Here is a 23,320-nt window from a genome sequence, read left to right as displayed (position 1 = left end):
TTCGGGCAGGGTAGCCTGTAGAGGGTTAGCACATTGAGGGGATGTGCAGGCTACCAGCGGTAGTCGTTACGCGTTTCCCAATCTGTAACTTCTTTCTCCGCCTGGTCTTTGGCATAACCGTAACGTTCCTGGATTTTACCCACAAGTTGGTCACGTTTACCCTCGATGATGGTCATATCATCATCAGTCAGTTTGCCCCATTTTTCTTTAACAGTGCCTTTGAACTGTTTCCAGTTACCGCCGACTTCATCTTTATTCATCGTTGACTCCTTATCGTTCGGTTAAATATGTACTCGTTCTGCTGAACGTACTGATTATTGTAGTCAGGGATTCTGATAATTGATTTTTATTCGGAATCTTTAACCGTCACGATGATTAAAAAGAGCATAAGCGAGACGAGGACACCAGCAAAAAAACTGGCGTTCAGGAAGGATTTGCGTCGGAAAACCAGCTGCCGTTACGCCAGTGGCGACGCCACAGCCAGGCAAGAGTAAACCCGCGAAGGGCGAGAAAGACGGTCAGAGACAGCCATAAACCGTGATTGCCCAGCAGCGGCACCGTCAGCAGTGTGACAGCGAACCCGGCAGCGGCAACCGCCATACTGTTACGCATCTCCGTCGCGCGCGTGGCGCCGACAAACATACCATCCAGCAAATAGCACCACACACCCACCAGCGGCAGAATCACCTGCCAGAACAGGTAATGCCCGGCGAGCGCCTGCAGGGCAGGAAGCGAAGTCAGCAAGGCAATAATGTTGTCGCCTGCCAGCGCATAAATCGCAGCAAAGAACAGCGCCACCAGTCCGGCCTGGCGGCACGCCGCTCTCCAGACGTCCATCAATTGGCTACCATCATGCGCACCGTAGGCCTGCCCGGAGTGCGCTTCAACCGCATAGGCAAAACCATCAAGCGCATACGCTGTAAAGGTCAGAAACATCATCAGCACCGCGTTTGCGGCGACCGTCTCTTCACCAAGGCGCGCGCCCAGCACGGTGATTGAGCCAAAACAGAGTTGCAAAAGCAGCGAGCGCAGCATGATATCGCGGTTAAGCGCTAATAATCGCCGCATACCGCCTCGCCAGGCATTTTTCAGCATTGGCAGGGAGATACCGCGCACCACCAACACGCGGCGCGCCATTAACAGGCCGAGGGCGAAAGTCGCATACTCAGCCACAACTGTGGCGAACGCTGCCCCTTGCACATTCATGTGCAGACCCATCACCAGCCACAGATCGAGCACAATGTTGAGGAGATTCCCCACCACCAGCAGGATCACCGGCGCCCGGGCATACTGCACGCCCAGCAACCAGCCAAGCAACACCAGATTTCCCAAAGACGCTGGCGCACTCAGCCAGCGAATACTGAGAAAACGCCGCGCCTGCTCCAGCACGGCTTCGCTCCCGCCGGTAACGTGCAGCGCCAGATCGATGAGCGGCGTCCGCAGCAGCATAATTAACATCCCTGCCGACAGCGCCAGTAACAGCGGCTGTACCAGCGCACGCGCCAGCGCAGGTGAATTTTTCGCGCCAAACGCCTGCGCCGTAAGACCGGTTGTGCTCATCCGCAAAAACAGCAGCAGCATAAACAAAAAGCTGGTTGCTGTTGCGCCGATCGCCACACCACCGAGGTAAACAGGGCTATCCAGGTGCCCAACCACAGCGGTATCCACCAGCCCCAGTAACGGAACAGTGATATTGGAGAAGATCATGGGCAGCGCAAGCCGCCACAGTGCTTTGTCAGATGCGTTCAGCAACGGCATGGCAGTGTCGAATCAACGAGAGAAAAGCGGATAACGCAGCGCCACGTTGTTCTGTGTCGCTGCGAAAAAAACAGGTGTTAAAACCATGTACCGTTACGGATGACGCCAACCGCTAGTCCTTCAATGGTGAAGTTTTGATCGCGGAGATCGACGACGATCGGGGAAAATTCGCTGTTTTCCGGCAGCAGTTCCACAGTGTTACCCTGTTTTTTGAGACGTTTCACGGTAACTTCATCATCAATACGTGCGACGACCACCTGGCCGTTACGCACGTCCTGCGTTTTATGCACTGCGAGTAGGTCGCCGTCCATAATACCGATGTCTTTCATCGACATGCCACTGACGCGCAGCAGGAAATCCGCGTGAGGTTTAAAGAGATCGGGATCGACCTGGTAGTGACCTTCGATATGCTGTTGCGCCAGCAGCGGTTCACCCGCAGCAACGCGGCCAATAAGCGGTAAACCGATATCCTCTTCTTCCAGCAGCAGACGCAGCCCGCGCGATGCGCCGGAGACGATTTCAATAACCCCCTTGCGCGCAAGCGCTTTCAGGTGTTCTTCAGCCGCATTTGGGGAACGGAACCCCAATTGCTGTGCGATTTCCGCACGCGTTGGTGGCATACCGGTTTGGGTGATACGATCGCGGATAAGATCGAACACCTCTTGCTGTCTGGCCGTTAATGCTTTCATCCCGCCCCCTGGGTGTATATACAGTTATGCTGTGAGTATATACAGTCAAAGGCGATTTTGGAACCAAATTTAATCAAAAAACCAGGGCGTTATCGATTTCTGGAAGCGTTATCGAAAATGCGACCAGAGAAGTGACATCCAGATAAACAGCGCCAGCAGGATCGACATCAGCACTGCCGCCGATCCCATATCCTTCGCCCGACCGGAAAGTTCGTGAAATTCAGAACCAATGCGGTCTACGACAGCTTCAATTGCACTATTTAGGATTTCAACAATCATTACTAGCGACACCGAGCTAATCAGCAATACCCGTGTGACCGTGTCAATGTCCAGCCAGCAAGCAATAATGATAGCTAAAACAACGGCTACCAGCTCCTGACGGAACGCGGCTTCATTGATCCATGCAGCGCGAACGCCCTTCCATGAGTAACCTGCGGCTTTAATGATTCGGGTAATCCCGGTGGTATTATTGGCCATGAAAAGAACCTTTTTGTGTAATAAACGTCAATGTCTACATCAGCGTACTGAGGTACAACAGAAATTACGTGCGCTTTCTGATATTCTTGCGGCGCAATGGCACCATTATTAACCAGAGGCTTTTTATCTTTTATGTCCGGTTGGCCACGAATTTACTACAAATTACTGAACTTACCATTAAGTTTACTGGTAAAAAGTAAATCGATACCTGCAGAACCTGCACAGGAACTGGGTCTCGATACCTCACGTCCTATTATGTACGTGCTGCCCTATAACTCTAAGGCAGACTTGATGACGTTGCGCGCTCAGTGTCTGGCGCACGAACTACCCGATCCGCTGGAACCCATGGAAATCGATGGCGTATTGCTGCCGCGCTTTGTATTTATTCATGGCGGCCCGCGCGTGTTTACCTATTACACGCCGAAAGAAGAGTCCATAAAACTGTTCCACGACTACCTGGATTTACACCGTAGCCATCCGGATCTGGATGTGCAAATGGTGCCGGTATCGGTGATGTTTGGTCGCTCCCCAGGGCGTGAGAAAGGCGAGATTAATCCGCCGCTGCGCATGCTGAACGGCATCCAGAAATTCTTTGCTATCTCGTGGCTTGGCCGCGATAGTTTTGTGCGCTTCTCTCCGCCAGTCTCCCTGCGCCGTATGGCAACCGAGCACGGCACCGATAAAATTATCGCGCAGAAACTGGCGCGCGTGGCGCGTATGCACTTTGCGCGACAACGTTTGGCCGCTGTTGGGCCGCGTCTGCCTGCGCGTCAGGATCTGTTCAATAAGCTGCTCTCTTCTAAAGCGATTGCCCGTGCGGTCGAAGACGAAGCGCGCAGCAAAAAAATCTCTCACGACAAAGCGCAGCAAAACGCTATCGCGCTGATGGAAGAGATTGCCGCCAACTTCTCGTACGAGATGATCCGTCTGACTGACCGTATCCTCGGCTTTACCTGGAACCGTCTCTATCAGGGAATCAACGTACACAACGCCGAACGCGTGCGCCAGCTTGCGCACGACGGCCACGAGATTGTCTATGTGCCCTGCCACCGCAGCCATATGGACTATCTGCTGCTCTCGTATGTGCTCTATCACCAGGGGCTGGTGCCGCCGCACATTGCCGCTGGCATCAACCTGAATTTCTGGCCCGCCGGGCCGATTTTCCGCCGTCTGGGTGCATTTTTTATTCGCCGTACCTTTAAAGGCAACAAACTCTACTCCACCGTGTTCCGCGAATATCTGGGCGAACTTTTCAGCCGCGGTTATTCAGTCGAGTATTTCGTCGAGGGCGGTCGTTCACGCACCGGGCGTTTGCTGGACCCGAAAACCGGTACGCTGTCGATGACCATCCAGGCGATGCTGCGCGGCGGTACGCGCCCCATCACGCTGGTGCCGATTTATATTGGTTATGAACATGTGATGGAAGTCGGTACCTATGCGAAAGAGTTGCGCGGCGCAACCAAAGAGAAAGAGAGCCTGGTGCAGATGGTGCGAGGGCTGAGCAAGCTGCGTAATCTGGGGCAAGGTTATGTGAACTTCGGTGAACCCATTCCACTGATGAACTACCTGAACCACCACGTTCCGGAGTGGCGCGAGTCTATCGATCCGATTGAAGCGATTCGTCCGGCATGGCTGACGCCGACGGTGAACAACATTGCTGCCGATTTGATGGTTCGCATTAATAATGCAGGTGCGGCCAACGCCATGAACCTGTGCTGTACGGCGCTACTGGCATCGCGCCAGCGTTCGTTGACGCGCGAGCAGTTAACCGAACAAATCAGTTGCTACCTCGAACTGATGCGCAATGTGCCTTACTCACCGGACTCAACAACACCTGCCGCCAGCGCGGACGCGCTTATCGACCACGCGTTGCAGATGAATAAGTTCGAAGTCGAGAAAGACACCATCGGCGATATCATTATTTTGCCGCGCGAGCAGGCAGTATTGATGACTTATTACCGCAACAACATCGCCCATATGCTGATGCTGCCGTCGCTGATGGCGGCAATCGTGACCCAACATCGCGCCATCTCCCGTAGTGATATTCTGCACCACGTTGAGTTGCTCTATCCGCTACTGAAAACCGAGCTGTTCCTGCGCTGGGAAAAAGCAGAGCTGGCAGAAGTGCTGGAAAGATTGACGCAAGAGCTGCTGCGCCAGGGCTTAATCACCGTCAAAGACGATAACCTGAGCATCAACCCGACTCACTCGCGGACGCTGCAACTGCTGGCCGCCGGCGCGCGTGAGACGTTACAGCGCTATGCCATCACCTTCTGGCTGCTTGGCAACACGCCATCAATGAACCGCAGCACGCTGGAAAAAGAGAGCCGCACGCTGGCGCAACGTCTGTCAGTACTGCACGGTATTAACGCGCCGGAATTCTTCGACAAAGCGGTATTCAGCACGCTGGTGTTAACGCTGCGTGACGAAGGCTATATCAGCGACAGTGGCGATGCAGACCCGACGCGAACGCTAGGTGTTTATCAGATGCTGGCAGACTTAATAACGTCGGATGTGCGTCTGACAATTGAAAGCGCGACGCAAACGGAAGTGTAAACCGGGAAGTATACGCGGATGTCGCTTACGCTAAACCGGCCTGTGGAATGACGCAGGCCGGTTAACGTGTAGCCGTCATCCGGCAGTGTTTAGATTCACCTCAGGTAACCCAAAGCCAGTCCTAAAAACAGCACCAGCCCCACATAGTTGTTGTTCATAAACGCTTTAAAACAGGCGTCGCGTGCACGCCCCGCAATCAATATCTGTTGATAAACAAACAGCACGCCCGCTGCCAGCACCGCAGCGTAATATGCCCAGCCCAGCCCGTTCAACCAACCAATGGACGTCATTAGCACCAGCACGGCAACCTGCAAAATACCGATAATCAGCTTGTCGTAGCGGCCAAACAAAATCGCCGTCGACTTGATGCCAATCTTCACATCATCATCGCGGTCAACCATGGCGTACTGGGTATCGTAGGCCACCGCCCACAGGATATTAGCGAAGAACATGATCCAGCAGCTTAGCGGTACAGATTCGCTTACCGCTGCAAATGCCATCGGAATTGACCAACCGAACGCCGCGCCGAGCACCACCTGCGGCAGATGCGTGTAGCGCTTCATAAACGGATAGACCCACGCCAGCGCCAGCGCCGCTACCGAAAGCAGGATGGTCATCATATTCAGCGTCAGTACCAACGCAAAGGCCAGCAGCACCAGAACAACAAACAACATCCGCGCTTCATTTTCAGTGACCGCGCCGCTGGGCAGTGGTCGGTTCGCCGTGCGTTTTACATGCCCGTCGAATTTGCGATCCGCGTAATCATTCACCACGCAGCCCGCCGCGCGCATCAGCCAGACGCCCGCAACAAATACCAGTAAGATCCACAACGGTGGCACACCAGGCGTTGCCACCCATAACGCCCACAGCGTTGGCCACAACAGCAGCAATGCGCCAATCGGTTTGTCCGTACGCATAAGCCTGTGAAAGGCTAACAACTTAGTCTGCGTGAGACTCCACTCCATTCTGTTTTCCTCTTAGTACAACGGCGACGCAGGCAAAAAAAGTTCTGTAAGCATCAAGGGTTTTCCCCCCAGACGCAGGCGGGAACGCCGTCCCCACAGCTGCTCATGGCGTCCAATATCAATAAAATCACGCGTAAGCGTTGAAGAGGTAAAGAGATATCGTCCAAGTGGCGTATTGCCCAGCTGTTGTAGCGCCATTTCCGGGCCGCTCAGGGTCGATTCCGGCACGACGGTGCGCCCGGCAAGCCAGGGTTCACTATCTGCGCAAAGGATAATCTCCCGCAACCAGTAACGTGCTTCTTGCGGCAAATACGCACGTTCGGGCGCAATCTCGTCCGCCGTGACAAAACCTTCCTGAATCAATGTGACGCTGACTTTTTTACCTTGTTGCTCAAAACGTTTGGTCATGGAATCTTCCAGCAACAGCCAGTCCAGCAGTTGCGGTTCCAGTTCGGGTATTGCGTCTACATAGCGCAGCGCACGCAATTGCGTAAGCGCAAGGTGTGACATGCCTTACTCTCCGGTACATAACGTAGCATTAGTGTATCGCAGAACAGGCAGGGTCGTGCGGGGAAACTTCAAGCGGTTTTCATCAGCGCAACAGATGCGCAACAGCGCGCATCTGCGCCGGAAAAAGGGTGCGTCAGGCGACGCACCAGTTACTGCAAAATATCGGCAGTGCGGGGATGGGTTACCCCTTGCCTTTTACACTGCTGATAAAAGTGGCACGGGCGGTTTTCGATCCGAGGCGTTCAGCTTCATCCAATAATTTCAATGCCTTATCAACATCACCTTTTGCAACAGCTTGTTTGATAGCTTGGTTAAAATAGCTCTCCGTATCGTTGAGCATCGGTTCTCTTTTCGCGGCTGGCGCTGGAGCAGGAGCCGCTACCGGCGCAGGTTGTGCACTGTATACCGGCGCCGCAGTATTACCCACGGTGACCGGGGCAGGGCCAGATGAACCAAACAGCGGGCCAACCAGCACACTGGAACCGTTGCTGTTTTTCACTTTCAGCGCCAGTTTTCCGTCAGTACTGTGCTTCGCGATAGGATCAGGAATATCCGGTATCGCATTGCCGGTGCCTTTGGCATAAGCTTTTGCCGGATCGATTAATTTCGTGGTGCGCTGCAAGTCGTTGTTTGTAGTAAAGACCAGTACATAGATTTTTTGTTGTCCCAGCGCAGGCGTCAGGCGCATCACCCCTTCCAGGCGATCGGCGTTCATTACTCCCGGCTCCAGGTAGGTAAAGTATTCACTTGGGAAATAAGCTGAAGGTGTCATGTTCTGATCAAGAATCAGCACATTCGGTGCAAATACGCTGGTGTGCTTATCCACTTCGCTGGTTAACGTCAGCGTTAGTTCACCGATGTTCGCGGGTACGCTCCACGCAGCGACCGGGCCGCTAATACCCGGCACATCAAGGCGTTGACCACCTGTTGCCAGCTGTGTGGACTGTGTTTTCGATTGATCAACTGGCGTCCAGGTCAGTTGCTGTAATGCCGACGCCGGAATTGACGGCGCGGCGGCGGTGTTTTGCGGGACAAAATTGACATCAGCGAAGCTAACCCCGGGAGCTCCCACCAGTAAACCGGCGGTCAGGCACAGGGCGATGAGATTTTTTTTCATTTTCATTGTTATCACCTTTTCTGCACGGGAACAGCAAACGCCAGGCAATAGCGCACTGCCCCAAGGATTGAGGGGCTTGCGCCCCTCTTTTGGTCATTACGTCAGGTTAAGCGTGGATTACCACCAGATTTCCATCTGTGCGCCGAAGCTCCACTCGTCGCTGTCGCCACGGCTGGTGGTGGTGAAACCGGAATCGTTCGCCGCAGCGAAGCGCGTTACAGAATCACCGTTTTTGATGTAGCCCCATTTCTCGTTCCATTTCGCATAGGTAGCGAAAATACGGATTGCCGGACGAGACCAGATGCTGTCGCCTGCCTGCCATTGCTGTGCAAGGGTGATTTTGTACTGGTTGTTTCTGTCACCGGTCTGCTGGGATTTCACGTTGTCATAGCCCACTTCCAACAGGGTGCTCATGATTGGCGTCCATTTGTACATTGGACGAACGCCCACGGTCCACCAGTCAGCGCCGAGGTTAGAATCGAGATCCTGCTTCTGATACATACCGACATACATCAGGTCCCATTTATCACTCAACGTGATTGCACCGTGATCCAGCACGCGCCACAATTTACCGTTGTTGTTACCACCGACGAAATCGTTAAAGCTGCCGGATTGGTAAGTCCCTTGCGGAATACCTTTACCCTGCGTGGTCATGGCATCGGTCGCGTACTGCAGAACAAATTTGTTGTAGCCTTTCAGCATGCTCTGGACATGTTCGGCGGTAAACATCCAGCCATCTTTTGAATCGTTGCTGTTCACATAGCGATAATTGTCAGTTTTGTTTGACCGACCATAATCAAAGCCCAGTTCCAGCATGCCGTCCGGGTTAGTCTGCAGGCCAGCTAAACGAACGTCGAAGACATCGTTAGCGGTATCTTTAACCACGTCATAAACACCCGGGCTGCTGAAGGTGACAGAACCGCCTGCTTCAGAAGAACGGGTTGCCGCCAGAGAGAGTTTACCGAAGCCAAGATCGACGTTTTCCAGACCTGCGCCCGGGCCGGAGATATCCCAGTAGTAGAAGTCGATCATGTGTACGTCATGACGCTGATAGAAACGTTTACCGGCCCAAATGTTGGCGCCTGGCAGTGAGTCAATCAGGTTTTTACCCTGCACGTTCGCTTCACGGAAAGCCGGGCTGGTGGCTTCCCAGTCATTTTGCTGTGACACGGAGTAAGCCACGTTAGTGTCGAAGTAGAAGCTCTTATCGCCCTCTTTCCACACTTCCTGGCCGAGTTTTAATTCTGCGTAGGTTTCACATTCGTTACCGAGACGGTATTTAGCACCTGCACCGGTTGCCTGGAAGCATTTCTGCTCGCCACCGCTACCGGTCCAGCCGATACCGGAACGCGCGTAACCTTTGAAGTCGACAGCACCCGCATGCGCAGACAAAATGCCTGCGGTAATGGCGAGAGCCAGGGGTAGTTTGCGCAGAGTAATCATCATTCTATCTCCTGAGATCATTGCTTTTCTGTTTACACTTGGCCCTGGAAGGGTTGGTGTAAGTTTTTTGGGGTACGCTTAAACGCCCGGCTCTTTGTGTAAACGGCGGCAGGCGGTGCCATCTTCACGGAACAGATGGCAGCGCTCCGGCGGCAAGCCGATAGCGAATGTGGCACCCTCTTCTACCAGCACGACGTCAGTCTGGCGGTAGACCAGGTTCTGGCGTATTGCGGGGATCTGGATATGAATTTGTGTTTCGTGACCAAGCTGTTCTACGACCTGCACTTCCCCTTCCAGCGTGACATCGGCGATGTCGCTTGGAAGCAGATGCTCCGGGCGAATGCCCAAAGACATATTCGCGCCGACCTGCACATTGGCACTGTCCACTGGCAGCCAAACCTGCTGGCGGTTAGGCAGTTCAACCTGCACCTGTTCAATGGCGGTGGCCGTCACTTTTACTGGCAGAAAATTCATCTTCGGCGAGCCAATAAAACCCGCAACAAAGCGGTCAGCCGGGTAGTGATAGAGTTCCAGTGGTTTCCCGACCTGCGCCACGCGACCGGCGTCCAGCACCACTATCTTGTCGGCCAGCGTCATCGCTTCGACCTGATCGTGGGTGACGTAAATCATCGTGCGGCCAAGGCGTTTATGCAGACGGGAGATCTCAATACGCATCTGCACGCGCAGCGCGGCATCAAGGTTGGAAAGGGGTTCATCAAGCAAGAAGACGCTGGGTTCAGCCACCAGCGTACGACCAATCGCTACTCGCTGACGCTGACCGCCAGAGAGCGCTTTCGGTTTGCGTTCCAGCAAGTGCGCCAGTTGCAACACCTCTGCCACCTGAGTGACACGCGATTTAATGAGTTCTTTTTTCGCACCCGCTAACTTCAGGCCGAAAGACATGTTTTCCGCTACCGACAGGTGCGGATAGAGTGCGTAAGACTGAAATACCATCCCGACGCCGCGTTCGGCAGGAGGAACATCATTCATGCGGGTATCGCCGATAAACAACTCCCCGCTGGTAATGGTTTCCAGCCCGGCAATCATGCGCAGCAACGTCGATTTACCACAGCCTGACGGGCCGACAAACACCACAAATTCACCTTCGTGAATGTCGAGATTGATCTCTTTTGAGACCACAACATCGCCCCAGGCTTTCGTTACGTTACGAAGCTGTACGCTCGCCATGCCCTTCTCCCTTCGTTACAACCTGTCACCAACAGAAACATTCAACGTGGGCTGACTATGGGGCATCGGTACAGCGAGCGAATCCTCCACCCCTCCGGTTTTTTACGGGGGAGGAGGCGGGAGGATGAGAAGGTTTGCTCTGCACCCCGTATCGCTGGATGACAGGCATTTTCGTGATGCAATCGGCAAAAATCGCCTCTTCTTTATGTGCGCTGACACACATAATGAAAATCTATGTAACACAGATCACACAAATCGCCCCAGGGGCGTAGAGATAAGGAGGATGAGAAGCACTTGTCAAAAAAGGAGACTAATCCCGTCAGACCACCTTGAGCGTATCCACGAGCACATCACCAAATAGGACGGGATATATGAAAATCAAAACAGGCGCACGCATCCTCGCATTGTCCGCACTGGCGACGATGATGTTCTCCGCCTCTGCCCTCGCCAAAATTGAAGAAGGTAAGCTGGTTATCTGGATCAATGGCGATAAAGGCTATAACGGCCTTGCCGAAGTGGGTAAGAAATTCGAGAAAGACACCGGCATCAAAGTGACGGTTGAACATCCGGACAAACTGGAAGAGAAATTCCCGCAGGTTGCCGCTACCGGCGATGGCCCGGACATTATCTTCTGGGCGCACGACCGCTTTGGCGGCTACGCACAATCTGGCCTGCTGGCAGAAGTCACCCCGGACAAGGCCTTCCAGGACAAGCTGTTCCCCTTCACATGGGACGCGGTGCGCTACAACGGCAAGTTAATCGCTTACCCGATTGCCGTCGAATCGTTGTCGCTGATTTATAACAAAGATCTGGTACCGAACCCGCCGAAAACCTGGGAAGAGATCCCGGCGCTGGATAGACAACTGAAAGCGAAAGGTAAGAGTGCGCTGATGTTTAACCTGCAAGAGCCGTACTTCACCTGGCCGCTGATCGCTGCTGACGGTGGTTATGCGTTCAAATATGAAAACGGCAAATACGATGTGAAAGATGTCGGCGTTGACAATGCAGGCGCGAAAGCGGGCCTCGGCTTCCTGGTCAAGCTGATTAAAGATAAGCACATGAATGCCGACACGGATTACTCCATCGCTGAAGCGGCATTTAACAAAGGCGAAACTGCGCTGACCATCAATGGTCCATGGGCATGGGCCAACATCGATAAGAGCAAGATCAATTACGGCGTAGCACCACTGCCAACCTTCCACGGTAAGCCATCCAAACCGTTCGTTGGCGTGTTGAGTGCAGGCATTAACGCGGCCAGCCCGAACAAAGAACTGGCGAAAGAGTTCCTGGAAAACTACCTGCTTACCGATGCTGGTCTGGCGGATGTCAACAAAGACAAACCGCTGGGTGCCGTTGCGCTGAAATCGTACCAGGATGAGTTAGCGAAAGATCCGCGCATTGCTGCCACCATGGCTAACGCAAAAACCGGTGAAATCATGCCGAACATCCCGCAGATGGCCGCCTTCTGGTATGCCACCCGCACTGCCGTTATCAATGCCGTGAGCGATCGTCAGACTGTTGATGCTGCACTGAAAGACGCACAGGGCCGTATTACCAAGTAAAAATGTGAATGCCTTATCCCCGGAAAAGGATAAGGCAACCTGGACAGTTGTATACACGGCATTATTCGCGCGGCATCGCGGCGGCAAGGTTATGTCCACTCACGTGCTTACAAAAGTAAGTGACTGGGGTACGCAACCGTAGCCAACAAAGAGGCAGCGTGAAAAATGCCGCGTAGAGAGGAAATCCCCATGGATGTTGTAAAGAAGCGCCATTGGTGGCAAAGCCCACAGCTTGCCTGGACCGTCATTACCCTGATCGGGCTGGTGGTGGCATACCTTGTCGTTATGATGTATGCCCAGGGGGAATACCTTTTCGCCATTACCACGCTCGTGCTCAGTTCGGCGGGCCTTTATATTTTCGCCAACCGTAAAACCTACGCCTGGCGCTATGTCTACCCTGGCATGGCCGGGATGGGGCTATTCGTCCTGTTCCCATTGATTTGTACGATCGCCATCGCCTTTACTAACTACAGCAGCACCAACCAGTTAACGCAGGAACGCGCGCAGCAGGTGCTGCTCGATCGCTCATTCCAGGCGGGAAAAGCATATAACTTTGGGCTTTATCCGGCGGGTAACGAGTGGCGGCTGGCGCTGACGGATGACGAGAGCGGTAAACGTTTCGTTTCCGATGTATTTAAACCCGGCGGCGAACAACAACTGAAATTAAAAGAAGCGGACACATTGCCCACTGGCGAGCGCGCCAACCTGCGCATCATTACGCAAAATCGTCAGGCGCTAAACCAGCTAACGGCTATTCTGCCGGATGAAAGCAAAGTGGTCATGAGCTCGCTGCGCCAGTTCTCTGGCACGCGCCCGCTCTACCAGCTCTCGCAGGATGGTACGCTGACCAACAATCAGAGTGGCGCTAAGTACCTGCCAAATAACCACATCGGTTTCTACCAGGCGATTAATGCTGACGGTAGTTGGGGCAGCGAAAAACTCAGCCCTGGCTATACGGTGACCATCGGCTGGGATAACTTCACCCGCGTCTTTACCGATGAAGGTATCCAGAAACCGTTTATTGAGATCTTTATCTGGACGGTGATCTTCTCCGTGCTGACCGTCGTACTTACCGTCGCCGTTGGCATGGTGTTGGCCTGCGTCGTACAGTGGGAATCGCTGAAAGGCAAAGCGATTTACCGGGTGCTGCTGATTCTGCCCTACGCGGTGCCGTCGTTTATCTCGATCCTGATATTCAAAGGGCTGTTTAACCAGAGTTTCGGTGAGATCAACATGATGCTGAGCGCGCTGTTCGGCATTAAACCGGCCTGGTTCAGCGATCCGGCCACCGCCCGCACAATGATTGTGATCGTTAACACCTGGCTCGGCTATCCCTACATGATGATCCTTTGCATGGGTCTGCTGAAAGCGATCCCGGACGATCTGTATGAAGCCTCGGCAATGGATGGCGCCGGGCCGTTGCAGAACTTTTTCCGCATCACTTTCCCGCTGCTGATCAAGCCACTGACGCCGCTGATGATCGCCAGCTTCGCTTTTAACTTTAACAACTTCGTGCTGATCCAGTTACTGACCAACGGCGGGCCAGACCGCATCGGCACCACCACCCCGGCAGGTTATACCGACCTGCTGGTGAGCTACACCTACCGCATCGCCTTTGAAGGCGGCGGTGGTCAGGACTTTGGGCTTGCAGCCGCTATCGCCACGCTGATTTTCCTGCTGGTAGGTGCGCTGGCTATCATCAACCTGAAAGCCACGCGCATGAAATTCGATTAAGGAGGACGACATTATGGCTATGGTGCAGGCAAAATCGCAGAAGCTACGGCTGTTTATCACCCATGCGTTACTGCTGGTGTTTATTGCCGCCATCATGTTCCCGCTGCTGATGGTGGTCGCCATTTCGCTGCGTGAAGGTAACTTCGCCACTGGTAGTCTGATCCCGGATAACATCTCCTGGGAGCACTGGCGGCTGGCGCTGGGCTTCAGTGTCGAGCACGCTGACGGGCGCATCACTCCGCCGCCGTTCCCGGTGCTGTTGTGGCTGTGGAACTCGGTGAAAATCGCCGCCATTACTGCTGTAGGCATTGTCGCGCTCTCCACCACCTGCGCATACGCATTTGCCCGTATGCGTTTTCCCGGTAAAGCGACGCTGCTGAAAGGGATGCTAATTTTCCAGATGTTCCCGGCGGTGTTGTCGCTGGTTGCGCTGTATGCGTTGTTTGATCGTCTGGGACAGTATGTGCCATTTATCGGTCTGAATACGCACGGCGGGGTGATCTTTGCTTACCTTGGCGGGATTGCGCTGCATGTGTGGACAATCAAGGGCTATTTCGAAACCATCGACAGCTCGCTGGAAGAAGCCGCTGCGCTGGATGGCGCCACACCGTGGCAGGCGTTTCGCCTGGTGCTGCTGCCGCTATCGGTGCCGATCCTGGCGGTAGTCTTTATTCTGTCGTTTATCGCGGCCATCACCGAAGTTCCGGTGGCCTCGCTGCTGCTGCGCGATGTCAACAGCTACACACTGGCGGTCGGCATGCAGCAATACCTCAACCCGCAAAACTATCTGTGGGGCGACTTTGCCGCTGCGGCGGTGCTCTCCGCCATTCCGATTACGCTGGTGTTCCTGCTGGCCCAGCGCTGGCTGGTAAACGGCCTGACCTCAGGCGGAGTAAAAGGTTAACTTTCATCGTTGTTATCACGCCCTAAGTATTTCGGGTTAGAGCAAGGCGGCGACTGCACGAATCCCCGGGAGCTTACTGAAGTAAGTGACTGGGGTGAGTAAAGGAAACCAACACAGCTATCACCCGAAAGATGACGGGCGTTGCTACTGCACCCTCAATTTTACTTGTGAAGTCGTTGGCGGCCCAAAAGGCCGCCTCTTTTTATTCACGCTTCAACCGGTTGGAGTTACATAACCACAGGGTGATCACCAACAGCAGGATCGCCGCAGAGTAGATCAGCACATCCATCGGCGCCTGATGATCGACAATGATCAACCGCACGATCGCGGTGATGCCGATATAGATAAAGTAGCGCAGCGGGAAATGGAAACCGGACTGAAAGTACTTCACAATCAGTGCGATAAATTCAAAGTAAAGGAAGTAGACAACCAGACCTTCCACCAGCTCATATTTGCTGGTTTGCACCGGCGAAAACAGCACATCCGCCAGATGCAGCGTCTCTTTACCCAGAAAAACAATCAGGATCAGCCCCAGGCTCAGCAGACCCAGATTCAGCACGGTCTGCAAAATAGTAGAAACAAACTCAGCGCGTGGACGAGTTAGCGACGTCATAAAAGCACCTCATTTTCTGTGGGGAATCCCCTGTATAACGTAAAAATGTGATCTGGATCTACATTATTTACTTATCTTTTGTGACAGCGCGTGGTGACATGTCTGGCTAGCTGTTTTCATGCAAGAGGAAAAAAGAGCATGCTTACACTGCGTAAAGCATCTGTGGACGACGCGGCGTTAATCAGCGAAATGGGATGTGCCAGCTATATGCACCACTTTGCTCATCTTTGGCGCGAGCAGAGCGAATTACAGGATTTCCTCCGGCAAGAGTATGCCGTGCCGACGCTGCAACAGAGCTTACAGGATGGGAAAAGGTGCTGGTTCATCGCCAGAGATCCTTCGCCGGTTGGTTTTGCCAAAGTCTCCTGGCATCGCGCAGTCGATGATCATGGCCCAGTGGGAACACAGCTGCATAAACTCTATTTTCTGCCGGGCAAGACCGGGCTTGGCTACGGCGAAACGCTGCTTACGGAGATCGCGCGCGTAGCGAAAAGCCGTGGCGAAACCGCGCTCTGGCTGGAGGTACTCGATGCGAATCCCAACGCCCATCGCTTTTATCGCCGCCTGGGATTCACGCACCTGAAAGAGACCTTGTTTAGTACCCCTTCTCAGAAAAGTACGCTGCATATTCTCTGTAAACTGCTCTAAAGGAGCCAGCATGCCTACCGCTACCGTACGCCAGTCCACCATCCGCAACGTGACCTGCGGCGAGAACGTGGTGATTTATGAACCCAGCAATCTGTATGACTGCATTCTCGGTGACAATGTGTTTGTCGGCCCGTTTGTGGAAATTCAGGGACATACGAGAATTGGCCAGGACAGCAAAATTGAGTCGCACAGCTTCATCTGCGAATTCGTGACTCTCGGTGAGCGTTGCTTTATCGGCCACGGCGTGATGTTCGCTAACGACATGTTCCGCGACGGCAAGCCCAATTCCGATCGCGAAAGTTGGGGACACATTGTGATTGGCAATGATGTTTCTGTCGGTAGTGGCGCCACGATCCTGGCCGTTACCATTTGCGATGGGTGCGTGATCGGCGCAGGTAGCGTGGTAACAAAATCGTTGCACGAGAAAGGAGTTTATGCAGGAAATCCAGCGCGGTTGCTGCGGCGACTGTGAGAAGCCCTCTCTCCCGCAGAGAGAGGGCGAAGGATTACTGGAAGTTGATCGTCTTATCGTTGGTCATATCATAAAGCTCAAACTTACGGCCCAATTTCTGGCCGCCATCACGCGTCAACGGCGTCCAGCCAACGCCTGCACGGCTACGGGTCGGGCCGGTCGTGAACAGATCCAACGGTACAGAGACATACACCCCTTTGGTGAATTGCCCTTCCCCGTACTGCGCCGCCGAAACGTTGGTCTTCGTGGCATACGCACCAATGACAACGCCGCTATCAAAGTGTTTCGAGACATCCAGCGTGATACCTTTGTCCCCTGCCAGATACTGCCCAACGCTCGTTTTAATCAGCACATCGTCGGCAAACCACGGCGTCCAGTAGGCGGTGAAGTGGCCGGTTTTCACGCTATAATCGGTGAACTTCATCATATCCTGCGGGCTGCGCCAGTCGCGCTGTTTCACGTAGTTGCCATCAATACCAAATGCCCAGTGGCTGTCGACCGGACGCCACAGCACTTCAGCCCCCGCGCCACCAAACATAGTTTCCAGATAACCGGCATACACCTGACCATAGAAATTATTCCCCAGGTAGTGCATGTAGTTCGCTTGCATGTTGTTGACGTAGTAGTCATTTTGCACATATTCACGTACGCGGGTACGCACACGCGGCAATGCTGAATCGCTGGAGGTATAGCTGAATTTATCGTAGTTGTTAGCCACGTTGGCAAACAGGCTGCCGGTGGTCAGTAAATGATCGGTCCACCACCAGTCAGCGGTTGCCATTACGCCAACCTGGTACATGTAGAAGCTTTCCGGGCCGCCGAACGACTGGTTCAACACCGGATCGATATGGAAATCGAACGACGATTTATCGATATACCAGCCCTGCTCTGTGCTGTCCGGAACAATCGGCGTGACCCGTTTCTGCACCAGCTCTGTATCCTGCCCCAGTGGTTCCCCTTCCAGATGGCGCTTCAGGCTGGCAACATCCGTTTCGGTGGTGACGATTGGCATATTAAGGCTATTTTCCGTCACACGAATAGTGTGAATGCCATCCGGCAGGTCATTCATGATGATACGGTTTGCCCGCTCAATCCCTTCCTGGGTGTTACGGTATTTCACCTGCTGGCCGGTCACGTAGAGCGTATCGCCTTTCACTTGAATCTGCGGGTCGGCAAAACCGGCGTTATATTTCAACAGGGTAAGCTGGTTAGCCACCACCGCATGTTGCAGGATCGCGTCCTGCGGCTGCGGTTGATACTTCGGCCGCGGCACATCGCTGTACGCGGGACGTAACTCGTTGAAATTATTACGCAGGGTAAAACCAAACATCCAGGTGTTGCCGCGCTCATAGCTCAGGTTGATGTCGGCCCAGTCAGTAATGCGGTAAATTGCACCAACGTTCACCTTGCTGCGCTGCGGCAGTTTCCCGGCATAATCCTGCTGATAGTTGTTACCTTCATACTCCAGTTTTAAACGCAGCGGGTTCCAGGGGGTTTGATATTCAACGCCGCCAAACAGAGCCGTCGGACCGCGGAACATCTGGCTGGTATCGGTGGAACCCGCCAGTTTATAGCTAGTGTTGCGCGTGCAATATTTCTCGTCATAAGAGCAGAGCGGGTTTTTGATATTACCGCTGGTGCCCAGATAACCCCAACCAATACCGAGAGAGAAATCGAACGGTCCCCAGGCTTTGCTGGCGACCAGATATTCGCCGTCAAACAACCCTGTACCGCCGATATCCCGCGCGCCAAGGGAGACTTGGGGTAGCCAGTAACCTTCCTGCCACAGGCGCAGTTTCACATCGAAGGCTTTATCTTTGTAGGTCTGATTGCCGGAAAACGACTCCACCGAGCTATATTTGCGTGTACGTACGTCGGTATAACGTAGCGTCGTTTCCAGCCAGGGAAAAAGCTGTATCGAGCCAGAATAGAAACGGTACTGATCGTTATCGCGATAGTTAAAACTCAGTTCGCCTTCGCGCGACATGCGTGCGGTCGGTGTTTGCAGCAATCCCACGCCGCCAAAGTCCGACTGGGATGGCCCGACCGGCTCAGGATAAGATTCTGCGTGACAGGCAGCGCTAATTCCCAGCGCCAATAGGCTTATTACAAACGATTTTTTCATTATTATTCCGGTATCCGATGCGTCAGGGACTGAAGGATGTCGGCATTCAGTTCGTCATATTCGTTGCTCCACAATCCCGGTGCGAAGCCAACGAAAATCACGCTGCCGGGCATCGGCTCTACGTGGCGGCGGTTCCAGTAAGCAACCGGCACTTTTTGTGTCTGACCGGTGGGATAAATCACCCACGCATAGCTGCGGTCCGCACCACTGAGCAGGCTCATCTCATCCAGGTAACTCACCACATCTCTGCCTGGTGTAAAGGTTTTTTTCCCTGGGCTGCTAACCAGCCCCACCACGGTAATCGTGGCTGGTTGCGGCCCCACCCAAAGCGAGTATTCCCCCTCCAGCGAACGATTCGCCAGTCGATGAGTCCGAACGTAATCCGGATCCAGATTGACTATCTGCCTGCCAGTGACCTTCACCGCCTGCAACTGCTGGCGCAGTGAATTGATGGCGGCGGCAGTGTTACCGCTTTCATCAGCAGCAAGCGCGCTCAGACGCGTTAACAACACCTGATGCCTGGCCTGCTCCGCCTGCGTAGCGTGGCGTTCACTGACCACGGCACCGGGCCACCAGCTCTGTGCAAGTAAGGGTTGCCCGACCAGATCGCTCAAATGCATGGCGTGGGATAACGTTTTTGGTTTGCCGTCGCCAGCAATGTAGACATTCACCGTCCCGTCTGCCAGCGCGAGCGGGGAAGCGAGGCTGGCTAATAACAGAAGAAAAGTACGCATCGTCATTGTTTAGCCGCCTTAATCAGTATGGTCTTCACCGGGAACCAGTCTGCGCCCAGATACTGCTCCGACTGCCTGATTACCCCGGCGTCATCCACCCAGAAGCGGTTGCGCCAGCTTTTCTTGTCCGTGGTGACATCCTCGTCGAGAATACGTACTGCGGTGACATCATCCGCCAGCTTGACAGTGTCGGTACCGTTCCAGTGGAAGACGGAGTGCGCGGTTGCGTAGCGCACCTGTTTGTGCTCCGTCCAGCCCATAGTGCGCGTCCAGTTTGCACCATCAATGATTTGATTCGGTTTTGCCAGGGGATCGGACGCCAGATTATTCACTTCAATCAGGTTATCGCCGCCGAGCTGTGTTTTTACGATGCGATAATTCTGCGTCACGATGGTCGCCTGATCCTGCGTGACCCATTTCTGCTGACCGTTTTCGTCGAAAGCGAGCACCACAAACAGTTGCGGGCCGTTGTTAAGCTGCATGTACTGGCTGGCATAGGGCATGTTGAGAATTTCTTCATCTGTCAGTTGCACGCCTGGCACGCCAAAAACGCTATCCCACAGTGAATTTCCCAGGCCTTTGATTTGGCCAGAACATGCCTGAAGCAGCAGGCAAATTAAAATAATACCAGGTCGCTTCACGACTCTTCTCCGAGAGGGGCGGAAATAACCACACCGAAGTGTGGTTATAGTTAATGTACCCGTGATTACTGAGTACTTGTGGTCGTGGTGGTCGTGGTTCCAGTATTGGAGCCATCACCGCCACCGGTTGCCGCCAGCGCGACACCCACCGCTGACCCTACGGTGCTGACGCTCGTCGCAGCAGAACTACCTGCCGACACAGAGGTCGCTGCCGACCCTGCTGCTTCACCGATTTGCACCGGTTCAGCAAAAGCAGAAGTCGCCGCAAGCGCGGATATGGCAAGAATGCCATACAGGACTTTTTTCATATCAATTTCCCTTCATTGAATGAATGGAGATTTGCCTGAAAAAACTCAGGCGATATCGAGTATACACAACTAAAGCAGATGAATTACGCAACGGGAATTAGCAGAGAATATTTTCGGAGGATTGGCAAATAAGGTACACCTGAGAAAGCAACAACAGAAAAATACCATTTAATTCAATTAATTAAATAATCATAAAAGATTGATACAATAAGGCTACTCCTAAAATGCCTAACAATGACTGGAGGTACTGGCAGCTTTTTCAGATAAACCTGATCCCCGATATCTGCCGCAAAGAATCATCGCTTGTCCATAATTTAGCAAAGGGGAAATATCAATATCAGAATCGCTTATAATATAGTGGAAACCGGGAGCCAATATATATGCACAAGGGATTAATATATTCGGCAGACAAAAAAAAGCGCCGCCGAAGCGACGCTTTCTCTGTAGCTCGATTAGCCGCGCCAGGATTTGTAGCGGTTAATCAGACCGTTGGTTGAACTGTCATGGCTGGAGATGGCTTTATCATCACCCAGCTCAGGCAGAATGCGGTTCGCCAACTGTTTACCCAGCTCCACGCCCCACTGATCAAAGGTGAAGATATTCAGGATAGCGCCTTGAGTGAAGATCTTGTGCTCATAGAGCGCAATCAATGCACCGAGGCTAAATGGCGTGATTTCACGCAGCAGGATGGAGTTGGTCGGGCGGTTGCCTTCAAACACTTTGAATGGCACAACGTGTTCTAGTGTGGCCGGATCTTTACCCTGGTCACGATATTCCTGCTCAACCACTTCACGGGATTTACCAAACGCCAGCGCTTCGGTCTGTGCGAAGAAATTAGACAGCAACTTCTGGTGGTGATCAGAAAGCGCGTTGTGGGTAATAGACGGCGCGATGAAATCGCACGGCACCATTTTGGTTCCCTGGTGAATCAGTTGATAGAACGCGTGCTGACCGTTAGTTCCCGGCTCACCCCAGATAATTGGGCCAGTCTGGTAATCCACGGCGCTGCCGTTACGGTCAACATATTTACCGTTAGATTCCATGTTGCCCTGCTGGAAATAGGCAGCAAAGCGGTGCATATACTGGTCATACGGCAGGATAGCTTCAGTTTCAGCACCAAAGAAGTTGTTGTACCAGATGCCGATCAGCGCCAGTAGCACTGGCAAGTTTTTCGACAACTCAGTGGTGGAGAAGTGTTTGTCCATCGCATGAGCACCGGAGAGCAGCTCAACAAAGTTGTCGAAGCCCACGGAGAGGATGATCGACAGACCAATGGCAGACCACAGCGAGTAGCGACCGCCCACCCAATCCCAGAATTCAAACATGTTCGCGGTGTCGATACCAAACTCGCCAACCGCTTTGCCGTTGGTGGAGAGCGCGGCGAAGTGTTTCGCAACGTGTTTTTCGTCACCCGCGGTTTTCAGGAACCAGTCGCGCGCGCTGTGGGCGTTGGTCATGGTTTCCTGGGTAGTGAAGGTTTTAGAGGCCACGAGGAACAGTGTGGTTTCCGGGTTCACTTTTTTCAGCACTTCGGCGATATGCGTACCATCGACGTTAGAGACGAAATGCATGTTCAGGTGATTTTTGTAAGGGCGCAACGCTTCGGTGACCATAAAAGGACCGAGGTCAGAGCCACCAATACCGATGTTCACCACGTCAGTGATCGGTTTGCCGGTATAGCCTTTCCATGCGCCGGAAATGATCGCTTCAGAGAAGGTTTTCATCTTCTCCAGCACAGCATTCACTTCCGGCATCACATCTTTACCATCAACCAGAATCGGGGTATTGCTACGATTACGCAGCGCAACGTGCAGGACAGCACGATCTTCAGTGCGGTTAATCTTTTCACCGGAGAACATAGACTTAATGGCCGCAGCCAGATCGGTCTCTTTGGCGAGCGCCAGCAACTTATCCAGAGTCTCTTGCGTAATGCGGTTTTTGGAGAAATCTACCAGCATCAGATCATCGAAGGTTGCGGAAAACTTACTAAAACGGTCGCCGTCTTTCGCGAACAGATCCGCGATAGTGACGTCCTTCATGTCAGCGTAGTGTTTCTGTAATGCCTGCCAGGCAGAGGTCTGCGTTGGGTTGATGTTTTTCATAGCAATACTCTTCTGATTTGAGAATTGTGACTGCGGTCGATTGTAGCGCCTGCTGGCGAAAATTGTGATGGTTTTTGTGCCCGCCCCCTGTTCTGCGGCTCAAGCTCGGCGAAAATGGCCGATTACCCACATAACATAAGTCATTTTACTGATTGCGAAAGCCGCATGAAAAATCCGCATAATCCCGGCGTTGACAGCGCCCCTGCTAACCCTTTATTTATAACCACACTTCTTGCGCGTGTGCGCAGAAGAGGATTGGAAGATTGTCAGATGGCACAGCGTTTATCCGCCCTATACACTCTGTCTGTAGGCGTGGCACGCATACCGCCAGCGACAGTTTAACGTTACCTGAGTCAACGCCGCTTCTGTGCGAGAAACGACGGTAAGTATTACCAATGCATTTCGCGTTGTGGCCAGGCGGCAACTGAGCGCATCCCCGGGAGCTTACATCGGTAAGTGACCGGGGTAAGCGAAGGCAGTCAACACCGCCACGGCGCGAAAGGCGAAGGTAATAGCCAGAAGAGGCGCGTTGCCCAGGTACACGGTGTTCGAAGTGCCAGACTAAAGAAAACACCTGAGGGGGAGCAACGCCGAGATAACAAAGCGCCTGGCAGCGTTCGTTATCGGCTACAGAGGCTGAATCCTCTGGGTTGTCACCAGAAACGTTCGCAGTCGGGCGTTTCGCAAGGTGGAGCGCTTCTGGGGAAAACGTAGTTGTTTTGCTATCTGCGCCACCCCTGTTTTTCGCTCTTCCCTTGTGCCAAGGCTGAATAT

The 23,320-nt window shown here is 53.4% G+C and carries 21 protein-coding genes and 1 riboswitch; of the genes, 6 read left to right on the top strand and 15 right to left on the bottom strand.

What is annotated here, in order from left to right; genetic code table 11:
- Positions 1-50: 50 nt before the first annotated feature.
- The 4 genes from BM427_RS11755 to BM427_RS11740 all read right to left on the bottom strand — a co-directional run bounded on the left by BM427_RS11755 (position 51) and on the right by BM427_RS11740 (position 2,924).
- Positions 51-260: a CsbD family protein gene (locus BM427_RS11755; protein ID WP_007372427.1), complete on the bottom strand. Its 210-nt coding sequence runs from the start codon at positions 258-260 to the stop codon at positions 51-53.
- Between the two features lie 163 nt (positions 261-423).
- Complete coding sequence (gene dinF, locus BM427_RS11750; protein ID WP_090121817.1) at positions 424-1,758, bottom strand: MATE family efflux transporter DinF; 1,335 nt, start codon at positions 1,756-1,758, stop codon at positions 424-426.
- Positions 1,759-1,835: 77 nt separating this feature from the next.
- Positions 1,836-2,447, bottom strand: coding sequence for a transcriptional repressor LexA (gene lexA / locus BM427_RS11745; RefSeq protein WP_090121815.1), 612 nt, complete (start codon positions 2,445-2,447; stop codon positions 1,836-1,838).
- A 108-nt stretch (positions 2,448-2,555) separates the two neighbouring features.
- Complete coding sequence (locus BM427_RS11740) at positions 2,556-2,924, bottom strand: diacylglycerol kinase (RefSeq protein ID WP_090121813.1); 369 nt, start codon at positions 2,922-2,924, stop codon at positions 2,556-2,558.
- A 132-nt stretch (positions 2,925-3,056) separates the two neighbouring features.
- Here BM427_RS11740 and plsB point away from each other — a divergent pair, with 132 nt between their 5' ends.
- Complete coding sequence (gene plsB / locus BM427_RS11735; protein ID WP_090121811.1) at positions 3,057-5,480, top strand: glycerol-3-phosphate 1-O-acyltransferase PlsB; 2,424 nt, start codon at positions 3,057-3,059, stop codon at positions 5,478-5,480.
- A gap of 95 nt (positions 5,481-5,575) precedes the next feature.
- Here plsB and ubiA read toward each other — a convergent pair whose 3' ends face one another.
- The 5 genes from ubiA to malK all read right to left on the bottom strand — a co-directional run bounded on the left by ubiA (position 5,576) and on the right by malK (position 10,703).
- Positions 5,576-6,445: a 4-hydroxybenzoate octaprenyltransferase gene (gene ubiA, locus BM427_RS11730; protein ID WP_090121809.1), complete on the bottom strand. Its 870-nt coding sequence runs from the start codon at positions 6,443-6,445 to the stop codon at positions 5,576-5,578.
- A gap of 12 nt (positions 6,446-6,457) precedes the next feature.
- Entirely contained in the window at positions 6,458-6,955 is a 498-nt protein-coding gene (gene ubiC / locus BM427_RS11725) for a chorismate lyase (RefSeq protein ID WP_090121807.1), read from the bottom strand.
- 181 nt (positions 6,956-7,136) lie between these two features.
- Positions 7,137-8,078: a maltose operon protein MalM gene (gene malM, locus BM427_RS11720; RefSeq protein WP_090121805.1), complete on the bottom strand. Its 942-nt coding sequence runs from the start codon at positions 8,076-8,078 to the stop codon at positions 7,137-7,139.
- 111 nt (positions 8,079-8,189) lie between these two features.
- Positions 8,190-9,518, bottom strand: a complete 1,329-nt coding sequence (locus BM427_RS11715) for a maltoporin (RefSeq protein ID WP_090121803.1) — start codon at positions 9,516-9,518, stop codon at positions 8,190-8,192.
- A gap of 75 nt (positions 9,519-9,593) precedes the next feature.
- Entirely contained in the window at positions 9,594-10,703 is a 1,110-nt protein-coding gene (gene malK, locus BM427_RS11710; protein ID WP_090121800.1) for a maltose/maltodextrin ABC transporter ATP-binding protein MalK, read from the bottom strand.
- A 371-nt stretch (positions 10,704-11,074) separates the two neighbouring features.
- Here malK and malE point away from each other — a divergent pair, with 371 nt between their 5' ends.
- From malE to malG, 3 genes are all read left to right on the top strand, one after another.
- A complete protein-coding gene (malE, locus tag BM427_RS11705; protein ID WP_090121798.1) occupies positions 11,075-12,265 on the top strand; it encodes a maltose/maltodextrin ABC transporter substrate-binding protein MalE in 1,191 nt (396 codons plus the stop codon).
- 189 nt (positions 12,266-12,454) lie between these two features.
- Entirely contained in the window at positions 12,455-13,999 is a 1,545-nt protein-coding gene (gene malF / locus BM427_RS11700) for a maltose ABC transporter permease MalF (RefSeq protein WP_090121796.1), read from the top strand.
- Between the two features lie 13 nt (positions 14,000-14,012).
- Complete coding sequence (malG, locus tag BM427_RS11695) at positions 14,013-14,903, top strand: maltose ABC transporter permease MalG (protein ID WP_090121794.1); 891 nt, start codon at positions 14,013-14,015, stop codon at positions 14,901-14,903.
- Between the two features lie 202 nt (positions 14,904-15,105).
- On the opposite strand, the gene psiE is transcribed toward malG, so the two are convergent.
- Entirely contained in the window at positions 15,106-15,516 is a 411-nt protein-coding gene (gene psiE, locus BM427_RS11690; protein WP_090121791.1) for a phosphate-starvation-inducible protein PsiE, read from the bottom strand.
- A gap of 138 nt (positions 15,517-15,654) precedes the next feature.
- On the opposite strand from psiE, the gene BM427_RS11685 reads away from it, so the two are divergent.
- Positions 15,655-16,164, top strand: a complete 510-nt coding sequence (locus tag BM427_RS11685) for a GNAT family N-acetyltransferase (RefSeq protein ID WP_090121789.1) — start codon at positions 15,655-15,657, stop codon at positions 16,162-16,164.
- A 10-nt stretch (positions 16,165-16,174) separates the two neighbouring features.
- Complete coding sequence (locus BM427_RS11680) at positions 16,175-16,636, top strand: acyltransferase (protein WP_090121787.1); 462 nt, start codon at positions 16,175-16,177, stop codon at positions 16,634-16,636.
- Between the two features lie 34 nt (positions 16,637-16,670).
- Here BM427_RS11680 and BM427_RS11675 read toward each other — a convergent pair whose 3' ends face one another.
- The 5 genes from BM427_RS11675 to pgi all read right to left on the bottom strand — a co-directional run bounded on the left by BM427_RS11675 (position 16,671) and on the right by pgi (position 22,546).
- Entirely contained in the window at positions 16,671-18,761 is a 2,091-nt protein-coding gene (locus BM427_RS11675; protein WP_090121785.1) for a YjbH domain-containing protein, read from the bottom strand.
- A 2-nt stretch (positions 18,762-18,763) separates the two neighbouring features.
- On the bottom strand, positions 18,764-19,501 hold the full coding sequence (locus tag BM427_RS11670) for a capsule biosynthesis GfcC family protein (RefSeq protein ID WP_425280049.1): 738 nt from the start codon (positions 19,499-19,501) through the stop codon (positions 18,764-18,766).
- Positions 19,498-20,136 carry a YjbF family lipoprotein gene (locus BM427_RS11665; RefSeq protein WP_090121784.1) on the bottom strand — a complete coding sequence of 213 codons (639 nt, stop codon included), beginning with the start codon at positions 20,134-20,136 and terminating at the stop codon, positions 19,498-19,500. Before BM427_RS11665 ends, BM427_RS11670 begins: the two co-directional genes overlap by 4 nt.
- A 65-nt stretch (positions 20,137-20,201) precedes the next feature.
- Positions 20,202-20,444: an exopolysaccharide production protein YjbE gene (gene yjbE / locus BM427_RS11660; protein ID WP_090121783.1), complete on the bottom strand. Its 243-nt coding sequence runs from the start codon at positions 20,442-20,444 to the stop codon at positions 20,202-20,204.
- A 452-nt stretch (positions 20,445-20,896) separates the two neighbouring features.
- A complete protein-coding gene (pgi, locus tag BM427_RS11655; RefSeq protein ID WP_090121781.1) occupies positions 20,897-22,546 on the bottom strand; it encodes a glucose-6-phosphate isomerase in 1,650 nt (549 codons plus the stop codon).
- A 511-nt stretch (positions 22,547-23,057) separates the two neighbouring features.
- Positions 23,058-23,253, top strand: a riboswitch (Lysine riboswitch).
- The last annotated feature ends 67 nt before the right edge of the window (positions 23,254-23,320 follow it).

The organism is Kosakonia arachidis (genome assembly GCF_900116535.1).
Taxonomy (GTDB): Bacteria; Pseudomonadota; Gammaproteobacteria; order Enterobacterales; family Enterobacteriaceae; genus Kosakonia; species Kosakonia arachidis.
Note: the sequence above shows the minus strand (reverse complement) of the source record. Positions and strands in the feature narration are given on the sequence as shown.

What these genes read in the sequence shown, in the direction of transcription:
- BM427_RS11670 (WP_425280049.1), bottom strand. Translation starts at nt 19,501, where the DNA reads ATGACGATGCGTACTTTTCTTCTGTTATTAGCCAGCCTCGCTTCCCCG.
- malM (WP_090121805.1), bottom strand. Translation starts at nt 8,078, where the DNA reads ATGAAAATGAAAAAAAATCTCATCGCCCTGTGCCTGACCGCCGGTTTA.
- yjbE (WP_090121783.1), bottom strand. Translation starts at nt 20,444, where the DNA reads ATGAAAAAAGTCCTGTATGGCATTCTTGCCATATCCGCGCTTGCGGCG.
- psiE (WP_090121791.1), bottom strand. Translation starts at nt 15,516, where the DNA reads ATGACGTCGCTAACTCGTCCACGCGCTGAGTTTGTTTCTACTATTTTG.
- plsB (WP_090121811.1), top strand. Translation starts at nt 3,057, where the DNA reads ATGTCCGGTTGGCCACGAATTTACTACAAATTACTGAACTTACCATTA.
- malK (WP_090121800.1), bottom strand. Translation starts at nt 10,703, where the DNA reads ATGGCGAGCGTACAGCTTCGTAACGTAACGAAAGCCTGGGGCGATGTT.
- BM427_RS11680 (WP_090121787.1), top strand. Translation starts at nt 16,175, where the DNA reads ATGCCTACCGCTACCGTACGCCAGTCCACCATCCGCAACGTGACCTGC.
- malG (WP_090121794.1), top strand. Translation starts at nt 14,013, where the DNA reads ATGGCTATGGTGCAGGCAAAATCGCAGAAGCTACGGCTGTTTATCACC.
- BM427_RS11675 (WP_090121785.1), bottom strand. Translation starts at nt 18,761, where the DNA reads ATGAAAAAATCGTTTGTAATAAGCCTATTGGCGCTGGGAATTAGCGCT.
- BM427_RS11740 (WP_090121813.1), bottom strand. Translation starts at nt 2,924, where the DNA reads ATGGCCAATAATACCACCGGGATTACCCGAATCATTAAAGCCGCAGGT.
- BM427_RS11715 (WP_090121803.1), bottom strand. Translation starts at nt 9,518, where the DNA reads ATGATGATTACTCTGCGCAAACTACCCCTGGCTCTCGCCATTACCGCA.
- dinF (WP_090121817.1), bottom strand. Translation starts at nt 1,758, where the DNA reads ATGCCGTTGCTGAACGCATCTGACAAAGCACTGTGGCGGCTTGCGCTG.
- malE (WP_090121798.1), top strand. Translation starts at nt 11,075, where the DNA reads ATGAAAATCAAAACAGGCGCACGCATCCTCGCATTGTCCGCACTGGCG.
- lexA (WP_090121815.1), bottom strand. Translation starts at nt 2,447, where the DNA reads ATGAAAGCATTAACGGCCAGACAGCAAGAGGTGTTCGATCTTATCCGC.
- malF (WP_090121796.1), top strand. Translation starts at nt 12,455, where the DNA reads ATGGATGTTGTAAAGAAGCGCCATTGGTGGCAAAGCCCACAGCTTGCC.
- BM427_RS11755 (WP_007372427.1), bottom strand. Translation starts at nt 260, where the DNA reads ATGAATAAAGATGAAGTCGGCGGTAACTGGAAACAGTTCAAAGGCACT.
- ubiC (WP_090121807.1), bottom strand. Translation starts at nt 6,955, where the DNA reads ATGTCACACCTTGCGCTTACGCAATTGCGTGCGCTGCGCTATGTAGAC.
- BM427_RS11685 (WP_090121789.1), top strand. Translation starts at nt 15,655, where the DNA reads ATGCTTACACTGCGTAAAGCATCTGTGGACGACGCGGCGTTAATCAGC.
- ubiA (WP_090121809.1), bottom strand. Translation starts at nt 6,445, where the DNA reads ATGGAGTGGAGTCTCACGCAGACTAAGTTGTTAGCCTTTCACAGGCTT.
- pgi (WP_090121781.1), bottom strand. Translation starts at nt 22,546, where the DNA reads ATGAAAAACATCAACCCAACGCAGACCTCTGCCTGGCAGGCATTACAG.